Annotated in this window: 18 protein-coding genes; 6 read left to right on the top strand and 12 right to left on the bottom strand. The window is 73.5% G+C overall.

Annotation, left to right across the window (positions count from 1 at the left end):
• Positions 1–39 precede the first annotated feature (39 nt).
• From V4Y03_RS26655 to V4Y03_RS26675, 5 genes are all read right to left on the bottom strand, one after another.
• Entirely contained in the window at positions 40–2178 is a 2139-nt protein-coding gene (locus V4Y03_RS26655) for a 3-hydroxyacyl-CoA dehydrogenase NAD-binding domain-containing protein (protein ID WP_332436523.1), read from the bottom strand.
• Positions 2175–3389 carry a thiolase family protein gene (locus tag V4Y03_RS26660; RefSeq protein ID WP_056557383.1) on the bottom strand — a complete coding sequence of 405 codons (1215 nt, stop codon included), beginning with the start codon at positions 3387–3389 and terminating at the stop codon, positions 2175–2177. Before V4Y03_RS26660 ends, V4Y03_RS26655 begins: the two co-directional genes overlap by 4 nt.
• 200 nt (positions 3390–3589) lie before the next feature.
• Positions 3590–4873: a ribonuclease D gene (locus V4Y03_RS26665; RefSeq protein ID WP_332436524.1), complete on the bottom strand. Its 1284-nt coding sequence runs from the start codon at positions 4871–4873 to the stop codon at positions 3590–3592.
• 80 nt (positions 4874–4953) lie between these two features.
• Entirely contained in the window at positions 4954–5619 is a 666-nt protein-coding gene (locus tag V4Y03_RS26670; RefSeq protein WP_015037008.1) for a response regulator transcription factor, read from the bottom strand.
• A gap of 261 nt (positions 5620–5880) precedes the next feature.
• Positions 5881–6576 carry a DUF3000 domain-containing protein gene (locus tag V4Y03_RS26675; protein WP_317878080.1) on the bottom strand — a complete coding sequence of 232 codons (696 nt, stop codon included), beginning with the start codon at positions 6574–6576 and terminating at the stop codon, positions 5881–5883.
• Positions 6577–6667: 91 nt separating this feature from the next.
• Here V4Y03_RS26675 and hemE point away from each other — a divergent pair, with 91 nt between their 5' ends.
• Positions 6668–7744, top strand: a complete 1077-nt coding sequence (gene hemE / locus V4Y03_RS26680; RefSeq protein ID WP_442809835.1) for a uroporphyrinogen decarboxylase — start codon at positions 6668–6670, stop codon at positions 7742–7744.
• A gap of 55 nt (positions 7745–7799) precedes the next feature.
• On the opposite strand, the gene V4Y03_RS26685 is transcribed toward hemE, so the two are convergent.
• Positions 7800–9173, bottom strand: coding sequence for an FAD-dependent oxidoreductase (locus tag V4Y03_RS26685; protein ID WP_332436529.1), 1374 nt, complete (start codon positions 9171–9173; stop codon positions 7800–7802).
• Between the two features lie 196 nt (positions 9174–9369).
• Positions 9370–10395 carry a DUF4349 domain-containing protein gene (locus V4Y03_RS26690; RefSeq protein ID WP_332436530.1) on the bottom strand — a complete coding sequence of 342 codons (1026 nt, stop codon included), beginning with the start codon at positions 10393–10395 and terminating at the stop codon, positions 9370–9372.
• A 165-nt stretch (positions 10396–10560) separates the two neighbouring features.
• Between V4Y03_RS26690 and hemG the strand changes: the two genes are divergently transcribed.
• Together hemG and hemQ are read left to right on the top strand one after the other, a co-directional pair.
• The gene (hemG, locus tag V4Y03_RS26695) at positions 10561–12048 is read left to right on the top strand and encodes a protoporphyrinogen oxidase (protein ID WP_332436532.1); all 1488 of its coding nucleotides are present in this window, start codon (positions 10561–10563) and stop codon (positions 12046–12048) included.
• A 17-nt stretch (positions 12049–12065) separates the two neighbouring features.
• Positions 12066–12779: a hydrogen peroxide-dependent heme synthase gene (hemQ, locus tag V4Y03_RS26700; protein ID WP_317877557.1), complete on the top strand. Its 714-nt coding sequence runs from the start codon at positions 12066–12068 to the stop codon at positions 12777–12779.
• Positions 12780–12934: 155 nt separating this feature from the next.
• Here hemQ and V4Y03_RS26705 read toward each other — a convergent pair whose 3' ends face one another.
• From V4Y03_RS26705 to V4Y03_RS26720, 4 genes are all read right to left on the bottom strand, one after another.
• Positions 12935–13696 (bottom strand): TIGR04222 domain-containing membrane protein, encoded by a 762-nt coding sequence (locus V4Y03_RS26705; protein WP_332436533.1) that lies wholly within the window; start codon positions 13694–13696, stop codon positions 12935–12937.
• Between the two features lie 63 nt (positions 13697–13759).
• A complete protein-coding gene (locus V4Y03_RS26710; RefSeq protein WP_332436534.1) occupies positions 13760–14812 on the bottom strand; it encodes a TIGR04222 domain-containing membrane protein in 1053 nt (350 codons plus the stop codon).
• A 2-nt stretch (positions 14813–14814) separates the two neighbouring features.
• Positions 14815–16257, bottom strand: coding sequence for a DUF692 domain-containing protein (locus V4Y03_RS26715; RefSeq protein ID WP_332436535.1), 1443 nt, complete (start codon positions 16255–16257; stop codon positions 14815–14817).
• Between the two features lie 197 nt (positions 16258–16454).
• The gene (locus V4Y03_RS26720; RefSeq protein ID WP_317877561.1) at positions 16455–17138 is read right to left on the bottom strand and encodes a peptidyl-tRNA hydrolase; all 684 of its coding nucleotides are present in this window, start codon (positions 17136–17138) and stop codon (positions 16455–16457) included.
• 70 nt (positions 17139–17208) lie between these two features.
• Between V4Y03_RS26720 and V4Y03_RS26725 the strand changes: the two genes are divergently transcribed.
• Genes V4Y03_RS26725 through V4Y03_RS26735 form a run of 3 tightly spaced genes read left to right on the top strand, consistent with a single transcriptional unit; the run spans position 17209 to position 19510 of the window.
• The gene (locus V4Y03_RS26725; RefSeq protein ID WP_317877562.1) at positions 17209–17886 is read left to right on the top strand and encodes an AIM24 family protein; all 678 of its coding nucleotides are present in this window, start codon (positions 17209–17211) and stop codon (positions 17884–17886) included.
• Positions 17883–18863 carry an ATP-binding cassette domain-containing protein gene (locus V4Y03_RS26730; protein WP_332436536.1) on the top strand — a complete coding sequence of 327 codons (981 nt, stop codon included), beginning with the start codon at positions 17883–17885 and terminating at the stop codon, positions 18861–18863. Before V4Y03_RS26725 ends, V4Y03_RS26730 begins: the two co-directional genes overlap by 4 nt.
• Positions 18860–19510: an ABC transporter gene (locus tag V4Y03_RS26735; RefSeq protein WP_332436537.1), complete on the top strand. Its 651-nt coding sequence runs from the start codon at positions 18860–18862 to the stop codon at positions 19508–19510. The genes V4Y03_RS26730 and V4Y03_RS26735 overlap by 4 nt, the downstream gene beginning before the upstream one ends.
• Before the next feature lie 10 nt (positions 19511–19520).
• Here the strand turns inward: V4Y03_RS26735 and V4Y03_RS26740 are convergent, their stop codons facing one another.
• Positions 19521–20384, bottom strand: coding sequence for a polysaccharide deacetylase family protein (locus V4Y03_RS26740; RefSeq protein ID WP_443079891.1), 864 nt, complete (start codon positions 20382–20384; stop codon positions 19521–19523).
• Positions 20385–20497: the final 113 nt, after the last annotated feature.

A 20497-nucleotide genomic window follows, 5' to 3' on the forward strand; every position in this document is an offset into this window, starting at 1 on the left:
GAAGGTGCCGGGGCCGTCCGCGTACGCCCTGAGGGGTGGTTACGCCGGGACGCTCGCCACGCCCTGCGCGAGGAAGGGCTTGCCGTTGACGCGCTCGGAGACGCCCTCACGGTCCAGGTACGGCGTGATGCCGCCCAGGTGGAAGGGCCAGCCCGCGCCCGTGATCAGGCAGAGGTCGATGTCCTGCGCCTCGGCGACGACACCTTCCTCCAGCATCAGGCCGATCTCCTGCGCCACCGCGTCCAGGACGCGGTCGCGGACCTGCTCCTCCGTCAGGACGGAGTCGCCCTGGACGAGAAGGGCGGCGACCTCCGGGTCGAGCTCCGGCTTGAAGCCGTTCTCGGCGTTGTAGACGTAGAAGCCGCGCTTGCCGGCCTCGACGACCCGCTTGAGGTTCGGCGAGACGGTGAAGCGCTCCGGGAAGGAGCGGTTCAGGGTCTCGGAGACGTGCAGACCGATCGCCGGGCCGACGAGCTCCAGGAGGACCAGCGGCGACATCGGCAGACCGAGGGGCTCGATGGCCTTCTCGGCCGTCTCGACCGAGGTGCCCTCGTCGATGACGTTCTGGATCTCGCCCATGAAGCGGGTCAGGATGCGGTTCACGACGAACGCCGGGGCGTCCTTCGTCAGGACCGCGGTCTTCTTGAGCTTCTTCGCGACACCGAAGGCGGTGGCGAGCGAGGCGTCGTCCGTCTTCTCGCCGCGGACGATCTCCAGGAGCGGGAGGATCGCGACCGGGTTGAAGAAGTGGAAGCCGACCACGCGCTCCGGGTGCTGGAGCTTGGAGGCCATCTCCGAGACGGACAGCGAGGAGGTGTTGGTGGCGAGGATCGCGTGCGCCGGGGCGACCGCCTCGACCTCCGCGAACACCTTCTGCTTGACGCCCATCTCCTCGAACACGGCCTCGATGATGAAGTCCGCGTCCCCGAAGCCCTCGGCCTTGTCCAGGACACCGGAGACCAGGCCCTTGAGACGGTTGGCCTTGTCCTGGTTGATCCGGCCCTTGCCGAGCAGCTTCTCGATCTCGCCGTGGACGTAGCCCACGCCCTTGTCGATCCGCTCCTGGTCGATGTCGGTCAGGACGACCGGCACCTCCAGACGGCGCAGGAAGAGCAGGGCCAGCTGGGAGGCCATCAGACCGGCGCCGACGACGCCGACCTTGGTGACCGGACGGGCCAGCGACTTGTCCGGGGCGCCGGCGGGGCGCTTGCCGCGCTTCTGCACCAGGTTGAAGGCGTAGATGCCGGAGCGCAGCTCGCCGCCCATGATCAGGTCCGCGAGGGCCTGGTCCTCGGCGTCGAAGCCCTTCTGCAGGTCGCCGTCCTTGGCGGCCTCGATGATGTCGAGGGCGCGGTAGGCGGCCGGGGCGGCGCCGTGCACCTTGGAGTCGGCGACGAGGCGGCCCTTGGCGACGGCCTGGTCCCAGCCCTCGCCGCGGTCGATCTCGGGGCGCTCGACGGTCACGGAGCCGTTCAGGACGGAGGCCGTCCAGATCAGCGACTGCTCCAGGAAGTCGGCGCCCTCGAACAGCGCGTCGGCGATGCCGAGCTCGAAGACCTGCTTGCCCTTGAGCTGGCGGTTCTGGTTCAGCGAGTTCTCGATGATGACCGAGACGGCCTTCTCCGCGCCGATCAGGTTCGGCAGGAGGGCGCAGCCGCCCCAGCCGGGGACCAGACCGAGGAAGACCTCGGGCAGCGAGAAGGCCGGGAGGGCCTTGGAGACGGTGCGGTAGGTGCAGTGCAGACCGACCTCGACACCGCCGCCCATGGCCGCGCCGTTGTAGTACGCGAAGGTCGGCACGGCGAGCGCGGACAGACGCTTGAAGACGTCGTGGCCGCCCTTGCCGATGGCCAGCGCCTCGTCGTGCTTGCGCAGCAGCTCGACGCCCTTGAGGTCGGCGCCGACGGCGAAGATGAACGGCTTGCCGGTGATGCCGACGCCGGTGATCTCACCGTTCGCGGCCTCGGCCTCGACCTGGTCGATCGCCGTGTTCAGGTTGGCGAGCGACTGCGGGCCGAAGGTGGTCGGCTTGGTGTGGTCGAAGCCGTTGTCCAGCGTGATCAGCGCGAACCGGCCCGCACCCGCGGGCAGTTCGAAGTGCCGTACGTGGGCGGAGGTGACGACCTCGTCCGGGAAGAGCTCCGCGGCGCCCTTCAGAAGCTCGGCGGTGGTGCTCACTTGCCCTCCCAGTGGGGGTTTTCCCAGATGACCGTGGCGCCCATGCCGAAGCCGACGCACATCGTGTTGAGGCCGTAGCGGACCTGCGGGTTCTCCTCGAACTGGCGGGCCAGCTGCGTCATCAGACGGACGCCGGAGGAGGCGAGCGGGTGACCGTAGGCGATGGCGCCGCCGTACTGGTTGACGCGGGCGTCGTCGTCGGCGATGCCGTAGTGCTCCAGGAAGGCGAGGACCTGGACCGCGAAGGCCTCGTTGATCTCGAAGAGGTCGATGTCCTCGATGGACAGACCGGCCTTCGCGAGGGCCTTCTCGGTCGCCGGGATCGGGCCGTAGCCCATGACCTCGGGCTCGACACCGGCGAAGGCGTACGAAACGAGGCGCATCTTCACCGGGAGGTCGTGCTCGCGGGCGAAGTCCTCGGAGGCGATGATCGAGGCGGTGGCGCCGTCGTTGAGACCGGCGGCGTTGCCCGCGGTGACGTTGCCGTGGACGCGGAACGGCGTCTTCAGACCGGCCAGCGACTCCAGGGTGGTGCCCGGACGCATCGGCTCGTCGGCGGTGACCAGGCCCCAGCCGGTCTCACCGGTGGAGGCGTCGGTACGGCGGACCGAGATCGGCACCAGGTCCTGCTGGATCTTGCCGTCGGCGTACGCCTTGGCGGCCTTCTCCTGCGAGCGCACGGCGTACTCGTCGGCGCGCTGCTTGGTGATGCTCGGGTAGCGGTCGTGCAGGTTCTCGGCGGTCATGCCCATGAAGAGGGCGGACTCGTCGACCAGCTTCTCGCTGACGAAGCGCGGGTTCGGGTCGACGCCCTCGCCCATGGGGTGGCGGCCCATGTGCTCGACGCCACCGGCGATGACGGCGTCGTACGCGCCGAAGGCGATCGAACCGGCGACCGAGGTGACGGCGGTGAGCGCGCCGGCGCACATGCGGTCGATGGAGTAGCCCGGCACCGACTGCGGCAGCCCGGCGAGGATGCCCGCCGTACGGCCGAGGGTCAGACCCTGGTCGCCGATCTGCGTGGTCGCGGCGATGGCGACCTCGTCGATCTTCGCGGGGTCGAGGCCCGGGTTGCGGCGCAGCAGCTCCCTGATGGCCTTGACGACGAGGTCGTCGGCGCGGGTCTCGTGGTAGATGCCCTTCGGGCCCGCCTTGCCGAACGGGGTGCGGACGCCGTCGACGAAGACGACGTCCCTGACGGTACGAGGCACGATGGCTCTCCTCCAGGGTGCGGGATGGCACTGCTGCGGCGCGCACCTAAGCGCGCGCTTGCTCCCCCCATGCTACTTGCGGGTAACCAAGCTGCCCAGCCCCTGGGGGCCAAGCGGCGAAGGTCACATCCGCGGCGGGGTGCGCGAAGGCCCCCGGCGGGAGTGCCGGGGGCCCTTTCGTCGAGGCGCCGGAGGCGGTGTCACGCCGTCGCCGTCAGCGCCTTCACCAGGAGCGGGGTCACCAGCTCCACCTGCCAGGGGCGCGCGCCGTGGCCCGCGAGGGCCGCCGCCACGCTCTCCGGGCCGGCCTGGGCCGGCGGCTCCCAGCAGACCCGGCGCACGGTGTCCGGGGTGATCAGGTTCTCCTGCGGCAGGTTCAGCTCCTCCGCGAGCGCCGACACCGCCGCGCGCGCCGCCGAGAGGCGGGCCGCCGCGACCGGGTCCTTGTCCGCCCAGGCGCGCGGCGGCGGCGGGCCCGCCACCTGCGTGCCCGGCTGCGGCAGTTCGCTCTCGGGCAGGGCCCTGGCGCGGTCCACCGCCGCCTGCCACTGCTCCAGCTGGCGCCGGCCCATCCGGTGCCCGAAACCGGGCAGGGCGGTGAGCGCGGCCAGGTTCACGGGCACGGCCAGCGCCGCTTCCACGATCGCCGCGTCGCTCAGCACCTTGCCGGGGGAGACGTCACGCCGCTGGGCGACCTTGTCGCGGGCCGTCCACAGCTCCCGTACGACCGCCATCTGGCGACGGCGCCGCACCTTGTGCATCCCGGAGGTGCGCCGCCACGGGTCCTTGCGCGGCGGGGCCGGCGGGGCGGAGGCGATGGCGTCGAACTCCTGGTGGGCCCAGTCCAGCTTGCCCTGGCGGTCGAGTTCCTTCTCCAGCGCGTCGCGCAGGTCGACGAGGAGTTCGACGTCGAGGGCCGCGTACCGCAGCCAGGGCTCGGGCAGTGGGCGGGTGGACCAGTCCACCGCGGAGTGGCCCTTCTCCAGGGCGTAGCCGAGGACGGACTCGACCATCGCGCCGAGGCCGACGCGCGGGAAGCCCGCGAGCCGTCCGGCCAGCTCGGTGTCGAACAGCGAGGTCGGGCGCATGCCTATGTCGCGCAGGCACGGGAGGTCCTGGGTCGCGGCGTGCAGGATCCACTCGGTCCCGGCGAGCGCGTCGCCGAGGCCGGAGAGGTCGGGGCAGCCGACCGGGTCGATGAGCGCGCTGCCCGCGCCTTCCCGGCGGAGCTGTACGAGGTAGGCGCGCTGCCCGTAGCGGTAGCCGGAGGCGCGCTCGGCGTCCACGGCGACGGGGCCGCGGCCCGCGGCGAAGGCGGCGATCACCTCGGCGAGGGCTTCCTCGGTCTCGACGACGGGCGGAATCCCCTCGCGGGGCTCCAGCAACGGGATCGGAAGCCCATTCGCAGGGACATCGTCGTCCGGGGGGCCGCCCCCGGTGGTGCGCAGTGCTGTGTCTGCTGCGGTCTCTTGGGCGTCGGTCACCTGTCAAGGGTATCGGTGAACGGCAAGCGCCTGTCGACGGAACGTTCCGTCGACAGGCGCGGGCTTCCTTTCGGCTGCCGTCAGTGGATGATCCCGGTCCGCAGGGCCACCGCGACCATGCCGGCGCGGTCGCCGGTGCCCAGCTTGCGGGCGATGCGGGCGAGGTGGCTCTTCACGGTGAGGGCCGAGAGGCCCATGGAGACGCCGATCGCCTTGTTCGACTGGCCCTCCGCGACGAGCCGGAGCACCTCGACCTCACGGCCGGAGAGCTCGCGGTAGCCGCCCGGGTGGCTCGGGGCACCCGGGGGGCGGCGGTGGCCGAGCCGTGCGGCCGCGGCGCCGATGGGGGCGGCGCCGGGCCGGGTGGGGTGACCGATGTTGGTGCGCGTACCGGTGACGACATAGCCCTTCACGCCGCCCGCGAGGGCGTTGCGCACGGCGCCGATGTCGTCGGCGGCCGAGAGGGCGAGGCCGTTGGGCCAGCCCGCGGCACGGGTCTCGGACAGCAGCGTGAGGCCGCTGCCGTCGGGCAGGTGGACGTCGGCAACGCAGATGTCGCGCGGGTTGCCGACGCGGGGACGTGCCTCCGCGATGGAAGAAGCCTCGATCACGTCGCGTACTCCGAGGGCCCACAGGTGGCGGGTCACGGTGGAGCGGACGCGCGGGTCGGCCACGACGACCATGGCCGTCGGCTTGTTCGGGCGGTAGGCGACCAGGCTTGCGGGCTGCTCGAGGAGAACGGACACCAGGCCTCCTGGGGGGAAGGGTGCGGGACGGAGCCGGCTCGGGGAAGAAGCCGGGGGCGAACCCGTGCTGTGAAGGGGTCATTGACTCCTTCGGCAGGTGAGCCGCCCGCCTTTAGGGAAAGATCACGATTTAGTGAGTAACAATTAGGGCAATTCGGACGCGCGATCGATCATCCTACGAGCGGCCCCCGCACCGTCACCCCTGAGGGGAGCGTCGGGGCCGCCGTTCGGACACTCCGAAGAGTGGCTTGATCTGGTCCCTCAGGTCTGCTGCGGGCCCCGTCGCTGGGGCAACGAGACGACCCCCGCGCCCGATACCGTCCCCGCCGTCCCCGGTTCGGCCGGTGCCGGCGGCAGCCCCGCGATCTGGCAGAGCAGATCGCACCAGGCCGCCAGGTGCGCCCCCGTGTCCGGCACCCCGCCCAGACCCTCGCGCGGCGTCCAGGACGCCCGGATCTCGATCTGCGTGGCCGGCCGGCGGTCCGCGAGACCGCCGAAATAGTGCGAGCCCGCCATCGTCACGGTCCCGCTCGCCTCCCCGTACGCCAGTCCCCGGGCCTCCAGCGCCCCGGTCAGCCAGGACCAGCACACCTCGGGCAGCAGCGGGTCCGCCGCCATCTCCGGCTCCAGCTCCGCCCGGACCAGGGTCACCAGCCGGAACGTTCCCTTCCAGGCCTCATGGCCGTCCGGATCGTGCAGCAGCACCAGCCGGCCGTCCGCCAGATCCTCCTCGCCGTCCACGACGGCCGCCTCCACCGCGTACGCGTACGGGGCGAGGCGCTGCGGCGGCCTCGTCGGATCGATCTCCATCTCGGGCCGCAGCCTTGCCGAACGCAAGGCCTCCACCGCGCGCCGGAACGCGGGTGGCACCGAGTTCGTCTCCGTACTGTCCGCCGTTTCGTCCGTCCCTCGATCGCCGTCGGAATGATCGGAAAAATGTCCCTGAGCCGCAGCCATGCGGGGAAGAGTAGGCGGAACGGGGCCTTCGCGCAGGGAGGGACACCCGGCCCGGACGAGCGGCTTCCCGCCACATGCGAAGATTCTGGGCGTGAGTGCCATGGACAGCCCGCAGGGCCAGCAGACGAAGCAGCAGTCGCGGACGTACGACTCCGCGTTCCTCAAGGCGTGCCGGCGAGAGCCCGTGCCGCACACCCCTGTCTGGTTCATGCGACAGGCCGGGCGTTCCCTCCCCGAGTACCTCAAGGTGCGCGAGGGCATCCCCATGCTCGAATCGTGCATGCGGCCCGAGCTGGTCACCGAGATCACTCTCCAGCCCGTCCGCCGCCACAAGGTCGACGCCGCCATCTACTTCAGCGACATCGTCGTCCCGCTCAAGGCCATCGGCCTCGACCTCGACATCAAGCCCGGCGTCGGCCCGGTCGTCGCCGACCCGATCCGCACCCGCGCCGACCTCGACCGGCTGCGCGACCTGACCCCCGAGGACGTCCACTACGTCACCGAGGCCATCGGGATGCTCACCGAGGAGCTGGGCGACACCCCGCTCATCGGCTTCGCCGGCGCGCCCTTCACCCTCGCGAGCTACCTCGTCGAGGGCGGCCCGTCGCGCAGCCACGAGCGCACCAAGGCGATGATGTACGGCGACCCGCAGCTCTGGGCCGACCTGCTCGACCGCCTCGCCGGGATCACCTCGGCCTTCCTCAAGGTGCAGATCGAGGCCGGTGCCTCCGCCGTCCAGCTCTTCGACTCCTGGGTCGGCGCCCTCGCCCCCGCCGACTACCGCCGCTCCGTGATGCCGGCCTCCGTGAAGGTCTTCGACGCGGTCGCCGGCTACGGCGTCCCGCGCATCCACTTCGGTGTCGGTACGGGCGAGCTGCTCGGCCTCATGGGCGAGGCCGGCGCGGACGTCGTCGGCGTCGACTGGCGCGTCCCGCTCGACGAGGCCGCCCGCCGCGTCGGCCCCGGCAAGGCCCTCCAGGGCAACCTGGACCCGGCCGTGCTGTTCGCCCCGACCGAGGTCGTCGAGGCCAAGACCGACGAGGTGCTGGCCGCCGCGAAGGACCTGGAGGGTCACGTCTTCAACCTGGGCCACGGCGTCATGCCCTCGATGGACCCGGACGCCCTGTCCCGTCTCGTCGAGTACGTGCACACCCGCACGGCCGTCTGACGGGTCACCCGCTCCGGCCGACGCCTCCGCCCCACCGGGCGGAGGCGTCGCCGTGTCAGCCCGCCGCCCGGACCGCCGCCGTCGCCTTGCGCGCCGCGATCAGCACCGGGTCCCACACCGGTGAGAACGGCGGCGCGTACCCCAGGTCCAGGGCCGTCATCGCCTCCACCGTCATCCCGGCGGTCAGCGCCACGGCCGCGATGTCCACCCGCTTCGCGGCGCCCTCCCGGCCCACGATCTGCACCCCGAGCAGCCGTCCCGTACGCCGCTCCGCCAGCATCTTCACCGTCATCGGCGCGGCCCCCGGGTAGTAGCCCGCCCGGCTGGTCGACTCCACCGTCACCGTCACGTACCGCAGCCCCACCTCGCGGGCGTCCTTCTCCCGCAGGCCGGTCCGGGCGATCTCCAGGTAGCAGACCTTCGACACCGCCGTCCCCACCACGCCCGGGAAGGTCGCGTAGCCGCCGCCGACGTTGGCCCCGATGACCTGGCCGTGCTTGTTCGCGTGGGTCCCCAGCGGCACGTGCCGATCCCGGTTCGAGACCAGGTCGAGCACCTCCACGCAGTCACCGCCCGCCCAGATGTCCTCGTGGCCCCGCACCCGCATCGCGAGATCCGTGAGCAGCCCGCCGGACGTGCCGACGGGCAGGCCCGCCGCCCGCGCGAGCGAGGTCTCCGGTACCACGCCCATGCCGAGGACGACCACGTCCGCCGGGTACTCGGCCGCGTCCGTCGCCACCGCCCGGACCCTCCCGTCCGCGCCGGCCAGGATCTTCGTCACCTCCGCCGACGCGACCGTCGTGATCCCGAGCCCGTCCATCGCCCGGTGCACCAGCCGGCCCATGTCCGGGTCCAGGGTCGCCATCGGCTGCTCGCCCCGCGTCAGCACCGTCACCTCGTAACCCCGGTTGAGCAGCGCCTCCGCCATCTCCACCCCGATGTACCCCGCGCCGACCACGACCGCCCGCCGCCCCGGCGTACCCGCCAGGGAGTCGAGCAGCGCCTGCCCGTCGTCCAGGGTCTGCACCCCGTGCACCCCGGGCGCGTCGATGCCCGGCAGCGCGGGACGGCGGGGCCGGGCCCCGGTGGCGATCACGAGCTTGTCGAAGCCGGTCCAGGACTCCGTCCCCGCCTCCAGGTCCCGCGCGAGGACCCGCCGGCCGGGCACGTCGATCGCCGTGACCTCCGTCCGCATCCGCAGGTCGATGTCGCGGGCCCGGTGCTCCTCGGGGGAGCGGGCGATCAGCTCGCCGCGCGTGGCGACGTCGCCGCCGACCCAGTAGGGGATGCCGCAGGCCGAGTACGAGGAGAAGTGGCCGCGCTCGAAGGCGACGATCTCCAGCTCCCCGGGCCCCTTGAGCCTGCGCGCCTGCGACGCGGCGGACATCCCCGCCGCGTCGCCACCGATGACCACCAGTCGTTCGCTCATCCCCCTATTTTGGGCGCGTTCGCCTCCGGGGCGCCAAAGCCGGTGGAACAGCCCCGACCGTGCTCGCCTCCCTCGTTCCTCAGGAGGCTCCGCGCGCTCGGGGCCGTTCCACCGGCGCGCCCCTTCGGCTCACTTGCCGGTGCTGGGGGTCCTGGGCGTCTCCGGGGCACCGAAGCCGGTGGAACGGCCCTTCGGCTCACTCGCCGGTGCCGGGCGCCTCCGGCGGCGCCGGGGACATGACCGCTCCGGCGGCGTTCCGCGCCGGTCCGGCCTGTCCGGGGCGCGGCACCGGCAGCGGCGCGGGAGCGGCACCGGCCCTGCGGGGGAGGCGGGGGCGGATCACCCGACGCCACAGGACGAAGGCGATCAGGGCGACCGCGAGCCACGGGGCCAGCGCCGCAAGGACGATCACGACCCAGGCCACCGCGCCCACCAGCGAGTCCCAGCCGCCGCCGAGGGCGTCGAGGAAGCCGGGGCGGTCGTCCTCGGGTGCGGCGGCCTTCGGCTCCTTCCGCTTCTCCGTGAGATCCAGGGTGATCGTCGCCAGCGAGGTCTGGTCCTTCAGCGAGGCCTGCTGGGCGAGCAGCGCCTCCAGGTCCGCCTGGCGGCGGCTCAGCTCGCCCTCCAGGGTCACCACGTCGGACAGCCGCTCCGCCCGGTCCATCAGCTCCCGCACCCGCGCGACGCTCGCCCGCTGGGTCGCGATCCGGCTCGTGACGTCCACGACCTGCCCGGTGACGTCCTTCGCGTCCGCCTTGCGGGCCAGCAGCTTCCCCGAACCCGCGAGTTCGGTGAGGACGGAGTCGTACCGCTCCTGCGGCACGCGCAGCACGACGCGGGAGGTGACGTACCCCTCGTCGCCCCGCTCCGTCGTCTCGTTCTCGACGTGCCCGCCCGCGCCCGCCGTCACCGTACGGGCCGTGGCCAGCGCCTCCGTCACGTCGCCGACCTCCACGGACAGCGAGGCGGTACGGATGACGTGGCTCTGCGCGGCGGCCTTCGGCGCGGCCTTCGCCGCCGCCGCTCCCGGAGCGCCGTCGGTCGTGCCCTCCGCCGCCCCGGCCCCGGAGCCGTCGGCTGGCCGCGCCGCGCCCAGGTCCCGCTTGCCGGCCTCGTCCGCCTGGGTGCCGCTCGCACCGCAGCCGGTGAGGGCCAGCGTGGCGGTGAGCAGGGCCGCGCCCGCCGCCACCCGTGTTCTTGCCGTCGTACGTGAGTTCCGCATCGAGTCCCCCCAGGGGTGGTAGGTGTCGCCGGTTCGACGTACGACCCACCCGACGGGTTGCCCTCCGGCGGTAGCGATGCGGTCACGGTCCGGCCTCGGAACGGGCGCGGGCGGTCGCGGTGACCTCCGGGCGGGGGCCCGTGGGTGATTTGAGAGAGTGGTCCCATGAACGCGGACACCACGGGATCCCATGTCGTCGTCGCCGGAGGCGGAATCGCCGGCCTCGCCGCCGCCCACCGGCTGGCCGTCGCCGGCCACAAGGTGACCCTCCTCGAAGCGGGGGACCGGCTCGGCGGCAAGCTGCTCGCCGGGGAGATCGCGGGCGCGCCCGTCGACCTCGGCGCGGAGTCGCTGCTCGCCCGCCGCCCCGAGGCCGTGGAGCTCGCCAGGACCGTCGGCCTCGGCGACCGCCTCCAGCCCCCCGCCACCACCACCGCGTCCGTCTGGTCCCGGGGTGCGCTCGTCCCCATGCCCAAGGGCCACGTCATGGGCGTCCCCGGCGACGCCCGCGCCGTCGAGGGCCTGCTCTCCGAGGAGGGCCTGCGCCGCATCGGGGAGGACCGCGAGCTGCCGCCGACCGAGATCGGCGAGGACATCGCCATCGGCGCGTACGTCGCCGCCCGCATGGGCCACGAGGTCGTCGACCGGCTCGTGGAACCCCTCCTCGGCGGGGTGTACGCCGGTGACGCCTACCGCATCTCGATGCGCGCCGCCGTCCCCGCCCTCTTCGAGGCCGCCCGCTCCCACCCCACGCTCACCGCCGCCGTCCGCGCCGTGCAGCAGGCCGGCGCGACCGTCCCGACCGACGCGGCGGGCGCCGCCACCGGCCTCGGCGGCTCCGTCTTCCTCGGCATCGACGGCGGCGTCGGCACCCTGCCCGGCGCCGTCGCGGACGCGATCCGGGCGGCCGGCGGCGAGATCCTCACCAACGCCCCCGTGACCGCGCTGCGCCGCACCCCGGACGGTGGCTGGCAGGTCGTCAGCGGCGACCGCGTCCTCACCGCCGACGGCGTCGTCCTCGCCACCCCCGCCGGGCCCGCCGCCGCGCTGCTCGCCGAGCACGCGCCCGCCGCCTCCGCCGAACTCGACGCCGTCGCGTACGCCTCCATGGCCCTGGTCACCCTGGCCTTCCGCCGCTCCGACATGCCGGACCTGCCGGGCTCGGGGTTCCTCGTTCCACCCGTCGACGGCCACACGATCAAGGCCTCCACCTTCTCCTCGCGGAAGTGGCGGTGGGTCACCGACGGCGCCCCCGACCTGTTCGTGCTCCGCACCTCCGTGGGCCGCCACGGCGAGGAGGCGCAGGTCCACCGCGAGGACGCCGACCTGGTCGCCGCCTCCCTCAAGGACCTGGCCGCCGCCACCGGGCTCGCCGCCCGGCCCGTCGCCACCACGGTCACCCGCTGGCTCGACGGCCTGCCGCAGTACCCGGTCGGCCACCTCGCCCGGGTCGCCCGGGTCCGCGAGGCGGTCGCCGCGCTGCCCGGACTGCGGGTCGCGGGAGCCGCGTACGACGGCGTCGGGATCCCCGCCTGCGTCGCCTCGGCCCACCGCGCCGCCGACGAGATCCTCCGGGAGTTCGGGGCGAAGGCCGGGGACGAGATCATCGCCACGTCGAAAAGGACCGACCCCGGTGCGGGGCACTCCCTGTGACGGGCGAGAATAGGCGTATGAGTGCGCCCGAAAAGATCCCGAACGCCGGTAAGAAGGCGAAGGACCTCAACGAGGTCATCCGCTACACCCTGTGGTCCGTCTTCAAGCTGCGCGACGTTCTCCCCGAGGACCGCGGCGGTTACGCCGACGAGGTCCAGGAGCTGTTCGACCAGCTCGCGGCCAAGGACATCACCATCCGTGGCACGTACGACCTCTCCGGTCTGCGCGCCGACGCCGATGTCATGATCTGGTGGCACGCCGAGACGAGCGACGAGCTCCAGGAGGCGTACAACCTCTTCCGCCGTACCAAGCTGGGCCGCGCCCTGGAGCCGGTCTGGTCGAACATGGCGCTGCACCGCCCCGCCGAGTTCAACAAGTCGCACATCCCGGCCTTCCTGGCCGACGAGAACGCGCGCGACTACGTCTCGGTCTACCCCTTCGTGCGCTCCTACGACTGGTACCTGCTGCCGGACGAGGACCGCCGCCGGATGCTCGCCGACCACGGCAAGATGGCCCGTGGCTACCCGGACGTCCGCGCCAACACGGTCGCCTCCTTCTCGCTCGGCGACTACGAGTGGATCCTCGCCTTCGAGGCCGACGAGCTGCACCGCATCGTCGACCTCATGCGCCACCTGCGCGCCTCCGAGGCCCGGATGCACGTCCGCGAAGAGGTCCCGTTCTACACCGGCCGCCGCAAGAGCGTCGCCGAACTGGTGGCGGCCCTGGCCTGACGGCCGTACGAAACCTGGTGGCGGCCCGGCTCCCGGCCGGGTGCGCCACCCCTCGACCCGGAAGATCAGACGGCAGGCGGGAACACCGCCCGCCGCTCCAGCGACACCGGGTCCGGCACCGGGTGCGGCGCGCGGTCTCGCGCGCCGCACCGGCGTCATTTCCGGGACCTTCTCCCTGACTCCCCGCCCAGCAGGGCGGCCCGCAGCTCCGGTTCGAGGACGGCGGGTCCGCGCGTCGCGAGGGCCGTCAGCGGATCGGCGGGCGAGAGGCCCGCGAGCAGCCGCTGACCGGCGGGGGAGGCCCAGCGGGTGTGCGGGTACACCTCGGTCAGGCCGATCAGCAGACAGAGCCCCGAACCGGCCAGCGGCAGTGCGAACCCGGCGAGCACCGGGCCCCGTTCGCCGGCCGGTACGAGCAGCGCCGACGCCGTCCCCAGCGCCAGGCTCAGCAGGAAACCGGCCCGCACCGCCCGCAGCGCGGCGGCGACCTCCCGGCGGCCCGCCTCGGACACGGCGAGCCCCCGGTCGACGAGCCCGTCCGCGAGGGAGCGTACGGCGTCGGCGGCGGCCACCACCGGACGCACGGCGGGGATCGATGACTGCCCGGCGGGCCCGATGGCCCCGAACACGGCCCGCTCCAGCGCGTCCCCCTCGCCCCCGTGGCCGGTGGCGTCCACGACCGTCGCCCAGCCGGTGTGGGCGAGCAGCAGCCGCCGCTTCCGGTGCAGTGACACCAGGGTCAGATCGGTGACCCGCAGTGGCCCGCCCGCGAGGTAGGCCGCCTCACCGACGGTGAGTTCACCGGAACCGCCGGAAGCCTCGTGGGGACGGGCGACGGCGAGCGAGGCACGGCAGATCCGTGTACAGCCGACACCGGCCACCACGAACGCCACCAGGAGGAGCGGAACCCAGATCATCACCCGGTTCTATCGGGAGGACGGGCCGCCCCGCCACTCGAACAGCCGCTCCGCAGGCACCGCTCAGCTGCTGCTGGAGCTGGAACACGAACTGGAGCTGGAACACGAACTGGAGCTGGAACTCGAACACGAGCTGGAACTCCCGCAGCTCGAACCGCCCCCGGAACCGCCGCAGCTCGAACCGCCGCCCGAGCAGGAGCCGGAGGAACAGGACCCGGCCGAGCAGGACGAGCCGCCGCCCGAGCAGGAGCTTCCGCCGCCGCCTCCGCAGGAGCTGTTGGTCGCGCACCACTCCGTCGCCACCCCGAGGAGGGCCGCGTCGGAGGAGGAGAATTGGCTCGGCGAACGCCGCCCGCCGCGCCGGTTCCTGCGCGGCGGCGCGTAGAACCGGGCGGCGGCGACGAGCTGCTCCCGGAGCACCGGGTCCGGCAGGGCCCGCAGCCCGTACAGGGCCACGAGATGGCCGATGTCCCCGAGATGACCGTGCGCCCGCCCGTAGGCGCGGACCGCGCGGCGGCCGGCCGGGGTGACCTGCTTCCCGGCGATCGACCCGCAGACGGCGCCGGTGATCACGGCGGCGAACAGCACCGGCGCCACCTTGAAGACGAACGGCAGCCGGAACTCCGGGTCGGCGGCGAAGTCGACCACCGTGAGGAAGACCGAGAGCGGCAGGAGCGCGAAGGCCGCCAGGGCGAGGATGCCGCACCAGCGGGCGGTGGTCCGCCGCGTCGCCGGGTCCACCACCAGCCCGCGCGCCGCGAGACCGCTGCCGATCTCCTGGACCGCCGGGTGCCGCATCACCCCCAGCCGCAGGTGGTGCAGGGCCCCGTGCGGGGCGGCGGCGTGCTCCTGGAGGACGGCCCGCTCCACCGGGTCGTGCGCGGTGGGACGGACGATCGCGACGATGCCGGGGCCGCCGACCGCGAGTCTGCCGTCCGCCTGGAGGGCGGCGAGGGCGGTGTCGACGACCCTGGCCGGGCCGCCGTTGAGGAAGGCGACCTCGTACCGGTCGTGGACCGGCCCGCCGGGACCGCCGCGGGTGCGGACGACCCGGGTGATGACGAGGGCGATGCCGGCGGCCGCCGCGAGGTGGATGAGCACGATCAGAAGGTTCATGGTCATCTCCGTACGAGGGCGTGACGGGCGGCCCGTACGAGCCGGGTCGCGCGGCCGGGCGGGCGGCTGCCGGAACGGTCCTGCCACCACTCCGTGAGCTGCCGCCGCGCCGCCGGGTCCTCCGGGCGGTCGGCGAGCAGCAGGTGCTCGGCGAAGTCGAGCGCGTCACGGCGGTAGCCGCCGGACATGGGGCGGCTCCTGGCGTACGCGAGGAACGCGGGCCGGAAGCCCTTGCCGAGGATCTCCGGCAGCTCCGGCGCGACCTTCGCGACGACCCCGGCCCGCTTGGCGGCGAGGGCCCGGCTCTGGACCCCGAGCCGCCGGGTGTCGAAGCCCTCGGGCGCGGGGGTGCCGGCGACGAGCGCGGAGAGGAGGGCGGCCTGGGCCACGGCTGCGCGCTGACGTGCGGCGGTTCGCTGCGCGGGCTGCGGTACGTCCTCCGCGGCGGGGGTGGCGTTCGGCATCGGGCCGCCTGAGGCGCGGGCGCCCGCGCCGATGAGAAGCGGGGCGTCGACGGTTCCCAGGGGTGCGGGCAGCGGGGAACGTGTCCCGTGTGCGTGGGCTGTGCCCACCTTCTCCCGGACTTCGTCCGGGGGGACCCCCATCGCCCCGGCGGAACGCATGCCCACGCCAGTTGTGGTCCTGATCGCCTCCAGCTCTCCCGCCAGCTCCTCCGCCGGAGGGAAGTCGTCGTCCCGTTCCAGAAGGATCCCCGGCGGCGTGATGCGGCCGGCCAGGTCCGCCAGTACGTCGAGTACCGCCTCCGGTACCGGGTGTGCGTGGGTGTCGTGCCAGACGCCGTCCCGTTCCACGCCGCCCGCCACGTGCACGTACGCGATGGCCTCCACCGGAAGTTCGGCGAGCGCCCGTGCCGGGTCCTCGCCCCGGTTGACGTGGTTGGTGTGCAGATTGGCGACGTCGATGAGGAGCCGTACCCCCGTACGCTCCACCAGCTCCGCCAGGAACTGCCCCTCCGTCATCTCCTCGCCCGGCCAGGCGATGAGGGCCGCGATGTTCTCCAGAGCGAGCGGCACGGGCAGCGCGTCCTGCGCGATGCGCACGTTCTCGCAGAGCACGTCGAGCGCGTCCCGGGTCCGGGGCACCGGCAGCAGGTGGCCGGCTTCGAGCTGCGGGGTCGCGGTGAGCGGGCCCCCGGCCCGTACGAACGCGATGTGCTCCGTGACCAGCGGCGCCCCCAGCGCCACCGCCTTCTCGCCGAGCGCCGCCAGGCGCGCCGGGTCGGGGCGGTCGGCGCCGCCGAGCCCGAGCGAGACCCCGTGCGGGACGACCGTGACGCCGCGCTGCCGCAGCCGGGTCAGTGAGTCGGGCAGATGGCCGGCGCAGATGTTCTCCGCGACGACCTCCACCCAGTCGACGCCGGACAGCCCCTCCACCGCTTCCGCGATCTCGGGACGCCAGCCGATGCCGATGCCGAGTGCCGTCATGTCCCCCTCCTTCGGTCCTCAGTCACCCACCTGATGGCCCCGTGGGGGACGTTCGAACCCCGGGAGGGGGACGTTCAGAGCTTGATTTGAGGTTCCGTTCCGGTCAGGGAGAGAGGTCCCGATCCGGTCACGGAGAGAGGTCCCGATCCGGTCACGCCCGTGAATCCCTTCCGGTCACGCCCCGGGGTTCTCTCCCGTCACACCCTGCCCGGGAAAGCCGACACCACCGTGCAGGAGCCCGGCGCGATCTCGGTGAAGCCCGCGTCCCGCACCACCGGAAGCCCGCTCGCCGTCAGCGCGGGCCACTCCCCGGCGGGGGCGGTGCGCACGGCGAGCGGGAAGCCCGCGTCCCGCCAGGACGCGCGGTCCGCGTCCGGCATCGCCCACCACAGCAGCTGCGCCCCGTGCCCGGCCTGGGCCATCGCCTTGCCCGCCGACATGTCGAGCTCCGGATTGAGCCACAGGACCGCCGCCCCGTCCGGTACGGGGCCGGGCGCGGCCGGGTCGTCGAGGTCGGTGCCGGACACCTGGAGCTTGGCCAGGTCCTTGGGCCAGCCGTCGAGCGGGACCGGCGGGAAGACGCGTACCTCCGCTTCCTTCCCCGTGACCGTGATGCCGGGGAGGGTGCCCGCGCGCCGCCATTCGGCGCCGCGCGCCCGGCGCACCACCTTGCGGATGCGGGCGTCCTGCCAGTCGGTCATGACCTGGGCCCACTCGCCCTCGCCGAGGGAACGGTCGTCGGTCAGAATCTCCAGGACGGCGCGCGCCGCGGTCTCCAGGGCGTCGGTGCGGGACGGCGGCGCGTCCCGTTCGATCCGCACCACCAGGGGAAGGACGAACTGGGGCTTCTCATCGCGGAGATCGGTGTCGTTGCTGCTCACCCGGCAAGTCTGCCACTGCCGTGACGAGCGATCCTTGTGGGAGCCGGGGCTTCCGGGCCAGGATGCCCCCATGAAGAGTGATCTTTTCGCCGGCGAGAACCTCGCCGAGGTCTCCGACTTCCCGGGGATGACCCTCCAGAACGCCAAGTCGGTCAAGTACACCGTCAACGGCGAGATGCACGCGCGCCAGGGATCGATGATCGCCTTCCGCGGCGATCTCCAGTTCGAGCGCAAGGGCCAGGGCATCGGCGGCCTGCTCAAGCGCGCCGTCACGGGTGAGGGCCTGGCGCTGATGGCCGTGCGCGGCCAGGGCGAGGCATGGTTCGCGCACGAGGCGCAGAACTGCTTCATCGTCGAGATCGAGCAGGGCGACGCGTTCTCCGTCAACGGCCGGAACGTGCTCTGCTTCGACCCCACCCTCCACTACGAGATCAGGACGGTGAAGGGCGCCGGCATGACCGGCGGCGGCCTCTTCAACTCCGTCTTCTCCGGCTACGGGAAGGTCGCCCTGATCTGCGAGGGCAACCCGATCGTCATCCCCGTCACCCCGCAGGCCCCGGTCTACGTCGACACCGACGCCGTCGTCGGCTGGAGCGAGAACCTGCACACCTCGCTGAACCGCTCCCAGTCGCTCGGCTCGATGATGCGCGGCGGCTCCGGCGAGGCGGTGCAGCTGAAGCTGGAGGGGCAGGGCTTCGTGGTGGTCCGGCCCAGCGAGGCGACCCCGCAGAAGAACTCGGCCGGTTGAGGCTGGAGCGGGTCGGGCGCCGCCACGGCCTCCGGGGGCCGTGGGTGCTCCGCGAGGTGGGCCTCGACCTGCCCGCCGGGGCCCTCGTCCGGGTCGTCGGCGGCAACGGCGGCGGCAAGTCCACGCTGCTGCGGCTGGTCGCCGGGGCCGACGCGCCCACCGAGGGCCGGATCACCGGCCGGCCGGACCGTACCGCGTACGTCCCCGAACGCTTCCCGGTCGCCCTGCTGTTCACGGCCGTCGACTACCTGGTGCACCTCGGCCGGGTCCAGGGCCTCGGCCGGGGGGCGGCGCGGGCCGGGGCGGGGGAGTGGCTGGAACGCTTCGGGGCGGCCGGCCACGCCCGTACGGCCATGGCGGAACTCTCCAAGGGCACCAGCCAGAAGGTCGCCGTCGCCCAGGCCCTGCTGGCCGCCCCGGCGCTCCTGGTCCTCGACGAGGCCTGGACCGGCCTGGACACGGGTGCCCGCGCCGAACTGGACACGGCCGTCCGCGAACGCCTGGCGGCCGGGGCGACGGTCGTCTTCGTCGACCACGACCCCCGACGGCTGACGGGCGAGGCGGACGCGGTGTACGCGGTGGGGGAAGGGCGGGTACGGGTACGGGAAGCCGGGGACGTACAAGCCATCGGCGCGGGCGCGACCGGAGGCGTACGGGCGGCGAGGCGCGGCTCCGACGCACCGGAGGCGAGGCGCGATTGGGCCTCACCGGAGTCGAGGCGCGATTGGGCCTCACCGGAGTCGAGGCGCGATTCCGCCTCACCGGAGGCCGCGTCCCTCCGCCCGCCCGTCCTGATCACCGTCTCCGGTGGCCGCGCGCTCCCCGGGCGTCTGCCCGGCGGCCCTTCGACCGCCCCCGGCCCCGACGGCACCACCGTCCTGACCGTGGACGCGGCCCACTCCGACGCCCTCCTGGGCGTGCTGCTCGCCGCGTCCTGGCACGTCCACCACCTGGGCACCGAAGGCGTACGGGTATGACGGCGCTCCTGCGCTACCAGTCGGGTCTGCTGTTCCGCTCCCAGCGCTGGCTGGCGCCGCTGCTCCTCTACGCGGTGTTCATCGGCGTCGGCGTCCAGGCCGGCGAACCGGTGCTCGGCGCGCTCGGCTTCACCGCCGCCGCGCTGCTCCCGGTGTCCGCCTGGTCCGTGCGGATCTGCCTGACCCAGGAGCCGCCCGCCGCCCGGACCGTGGTCGCGGCGGCGGCCGGCCGGGGCCGGGCGCATCTCGCGGCGCTGCTCACCGGGGCCGCCTGGCCGGTTCTGGTCGGTACGGTCGCCGTGCTCGTGGTGACGGCGACCGGGAACAGGCGCGGGGTCACCGCGACCGCCGCGGCCCTTGCCGGGCTGCTCGCGGCAGGGGCCTGCGCCCTGACGGGCGCCGCCGTCGGCGCGCTGGCCTCGCGTCCCTTCCTCCGGGCCACCGGCTGGTCGCTGGCCGCCCTCGTGCTCGGTTCGCTGCTCGCGCTGGTGACCACCGGCTCCCCGGCGAAGCACGCGATGACCGCCCTGGTCGAGGGGGCCCGCACGACGACCGCCGACCCGCCCTGGGCGGCCTGCGGCGGCGCGCTGCTGCTGGCGGGGGCGGTCGCGGCCCTGGCGTGCCGGGCCACGGCGCGCCTGGAGTGAGGGCGCCGGGTCAGCGGCTCATCAGCTCGGAGACCTTCACGAAGCGGTAGCCGCGGGCCCGGAGTTCCGGGACGATCCGGCGGATCGCCCGCTCGGTGACGGGGGCGGCGCTGCGGGTGCAGTGCATGACGACGAGGGAGCCGGGCCTGACGCCGTCGAGGACCTGCTCGGCGACCGCGTCGGCGTCCTTCGCGAAGGCGTCCCCGCTGACCACGTCCCACTGGACGGCGGTCACCCCGGTGGGCGCGAGGGCGCGCAGGGCGGCGTCGTCGTAGCAGCCGCCGGGGAAGCGGAAGTACGGGACGACGTTGACGGCCCCGGCGTCGCGGAAGGCGTCGAAGGCCCGCTGCACGTCGGAGGCCATGTCGGGCCCGGAGACCGTCGGGAGGCCGTAGCAGGGGTTCGCGAAGGCGTAGTGGCTGTAGGAGTGGTTGGCGATCTCGAAGCGCGGGTCGCCGCCGATGGACTTCGCCTGGTCGGGGTACTCCTCCGCCCAGCGGCCCGTCATGAACACGGTCGCGTCCACCTTGAGGCGGCGCAGGGTCGCGATCAGTTCGGGGTTGTCGAAGTGCTCGCCCGCGGCGGCCCGGGGCCCCTGATCGGCCGTCATGTCGGCGTCGAAGGTGAGCGCGACGACCTTCTCCGCGCCCTTCGCGCGGCGCGTGTAGACGGGGGTGAGCCCACCGGGCCCGAGGGCCATGGTGGGCGGGGCGGCGGGAACGCGCGCGGGCTTCGGGCCGGGGGCGGCGGCGCTGGCCCGGGGCGAGGGGGTTCCGGCGACGGTCGCTTTCGCCGTCGCCTTCGCCGCCGGGGTTTCGGCCGCGCCACTGCCACAGCCGACGAGGACGGCGCCCAGAAGGCCGAGAGCCGCCAACTTTCGTACAGAAGTGTTCACGACCGGAAGTTAACCGATCAATGTGATGATCTGCTGACGGCTCGGCGGTCATGACACCCGTGTGCGCCCACGGGACCCGGCGGTTCACCCGC

The organism is Streptomyces sp. P9-A4 (assembly GCF_036634195.1).
In the GTDB taxonomy this organism is placed as follows: domain Bacteria; phylum Actinomycetota; class Actinomycetes; order Streptomycetales; family Streptomycetaceae; genus Streptomyces.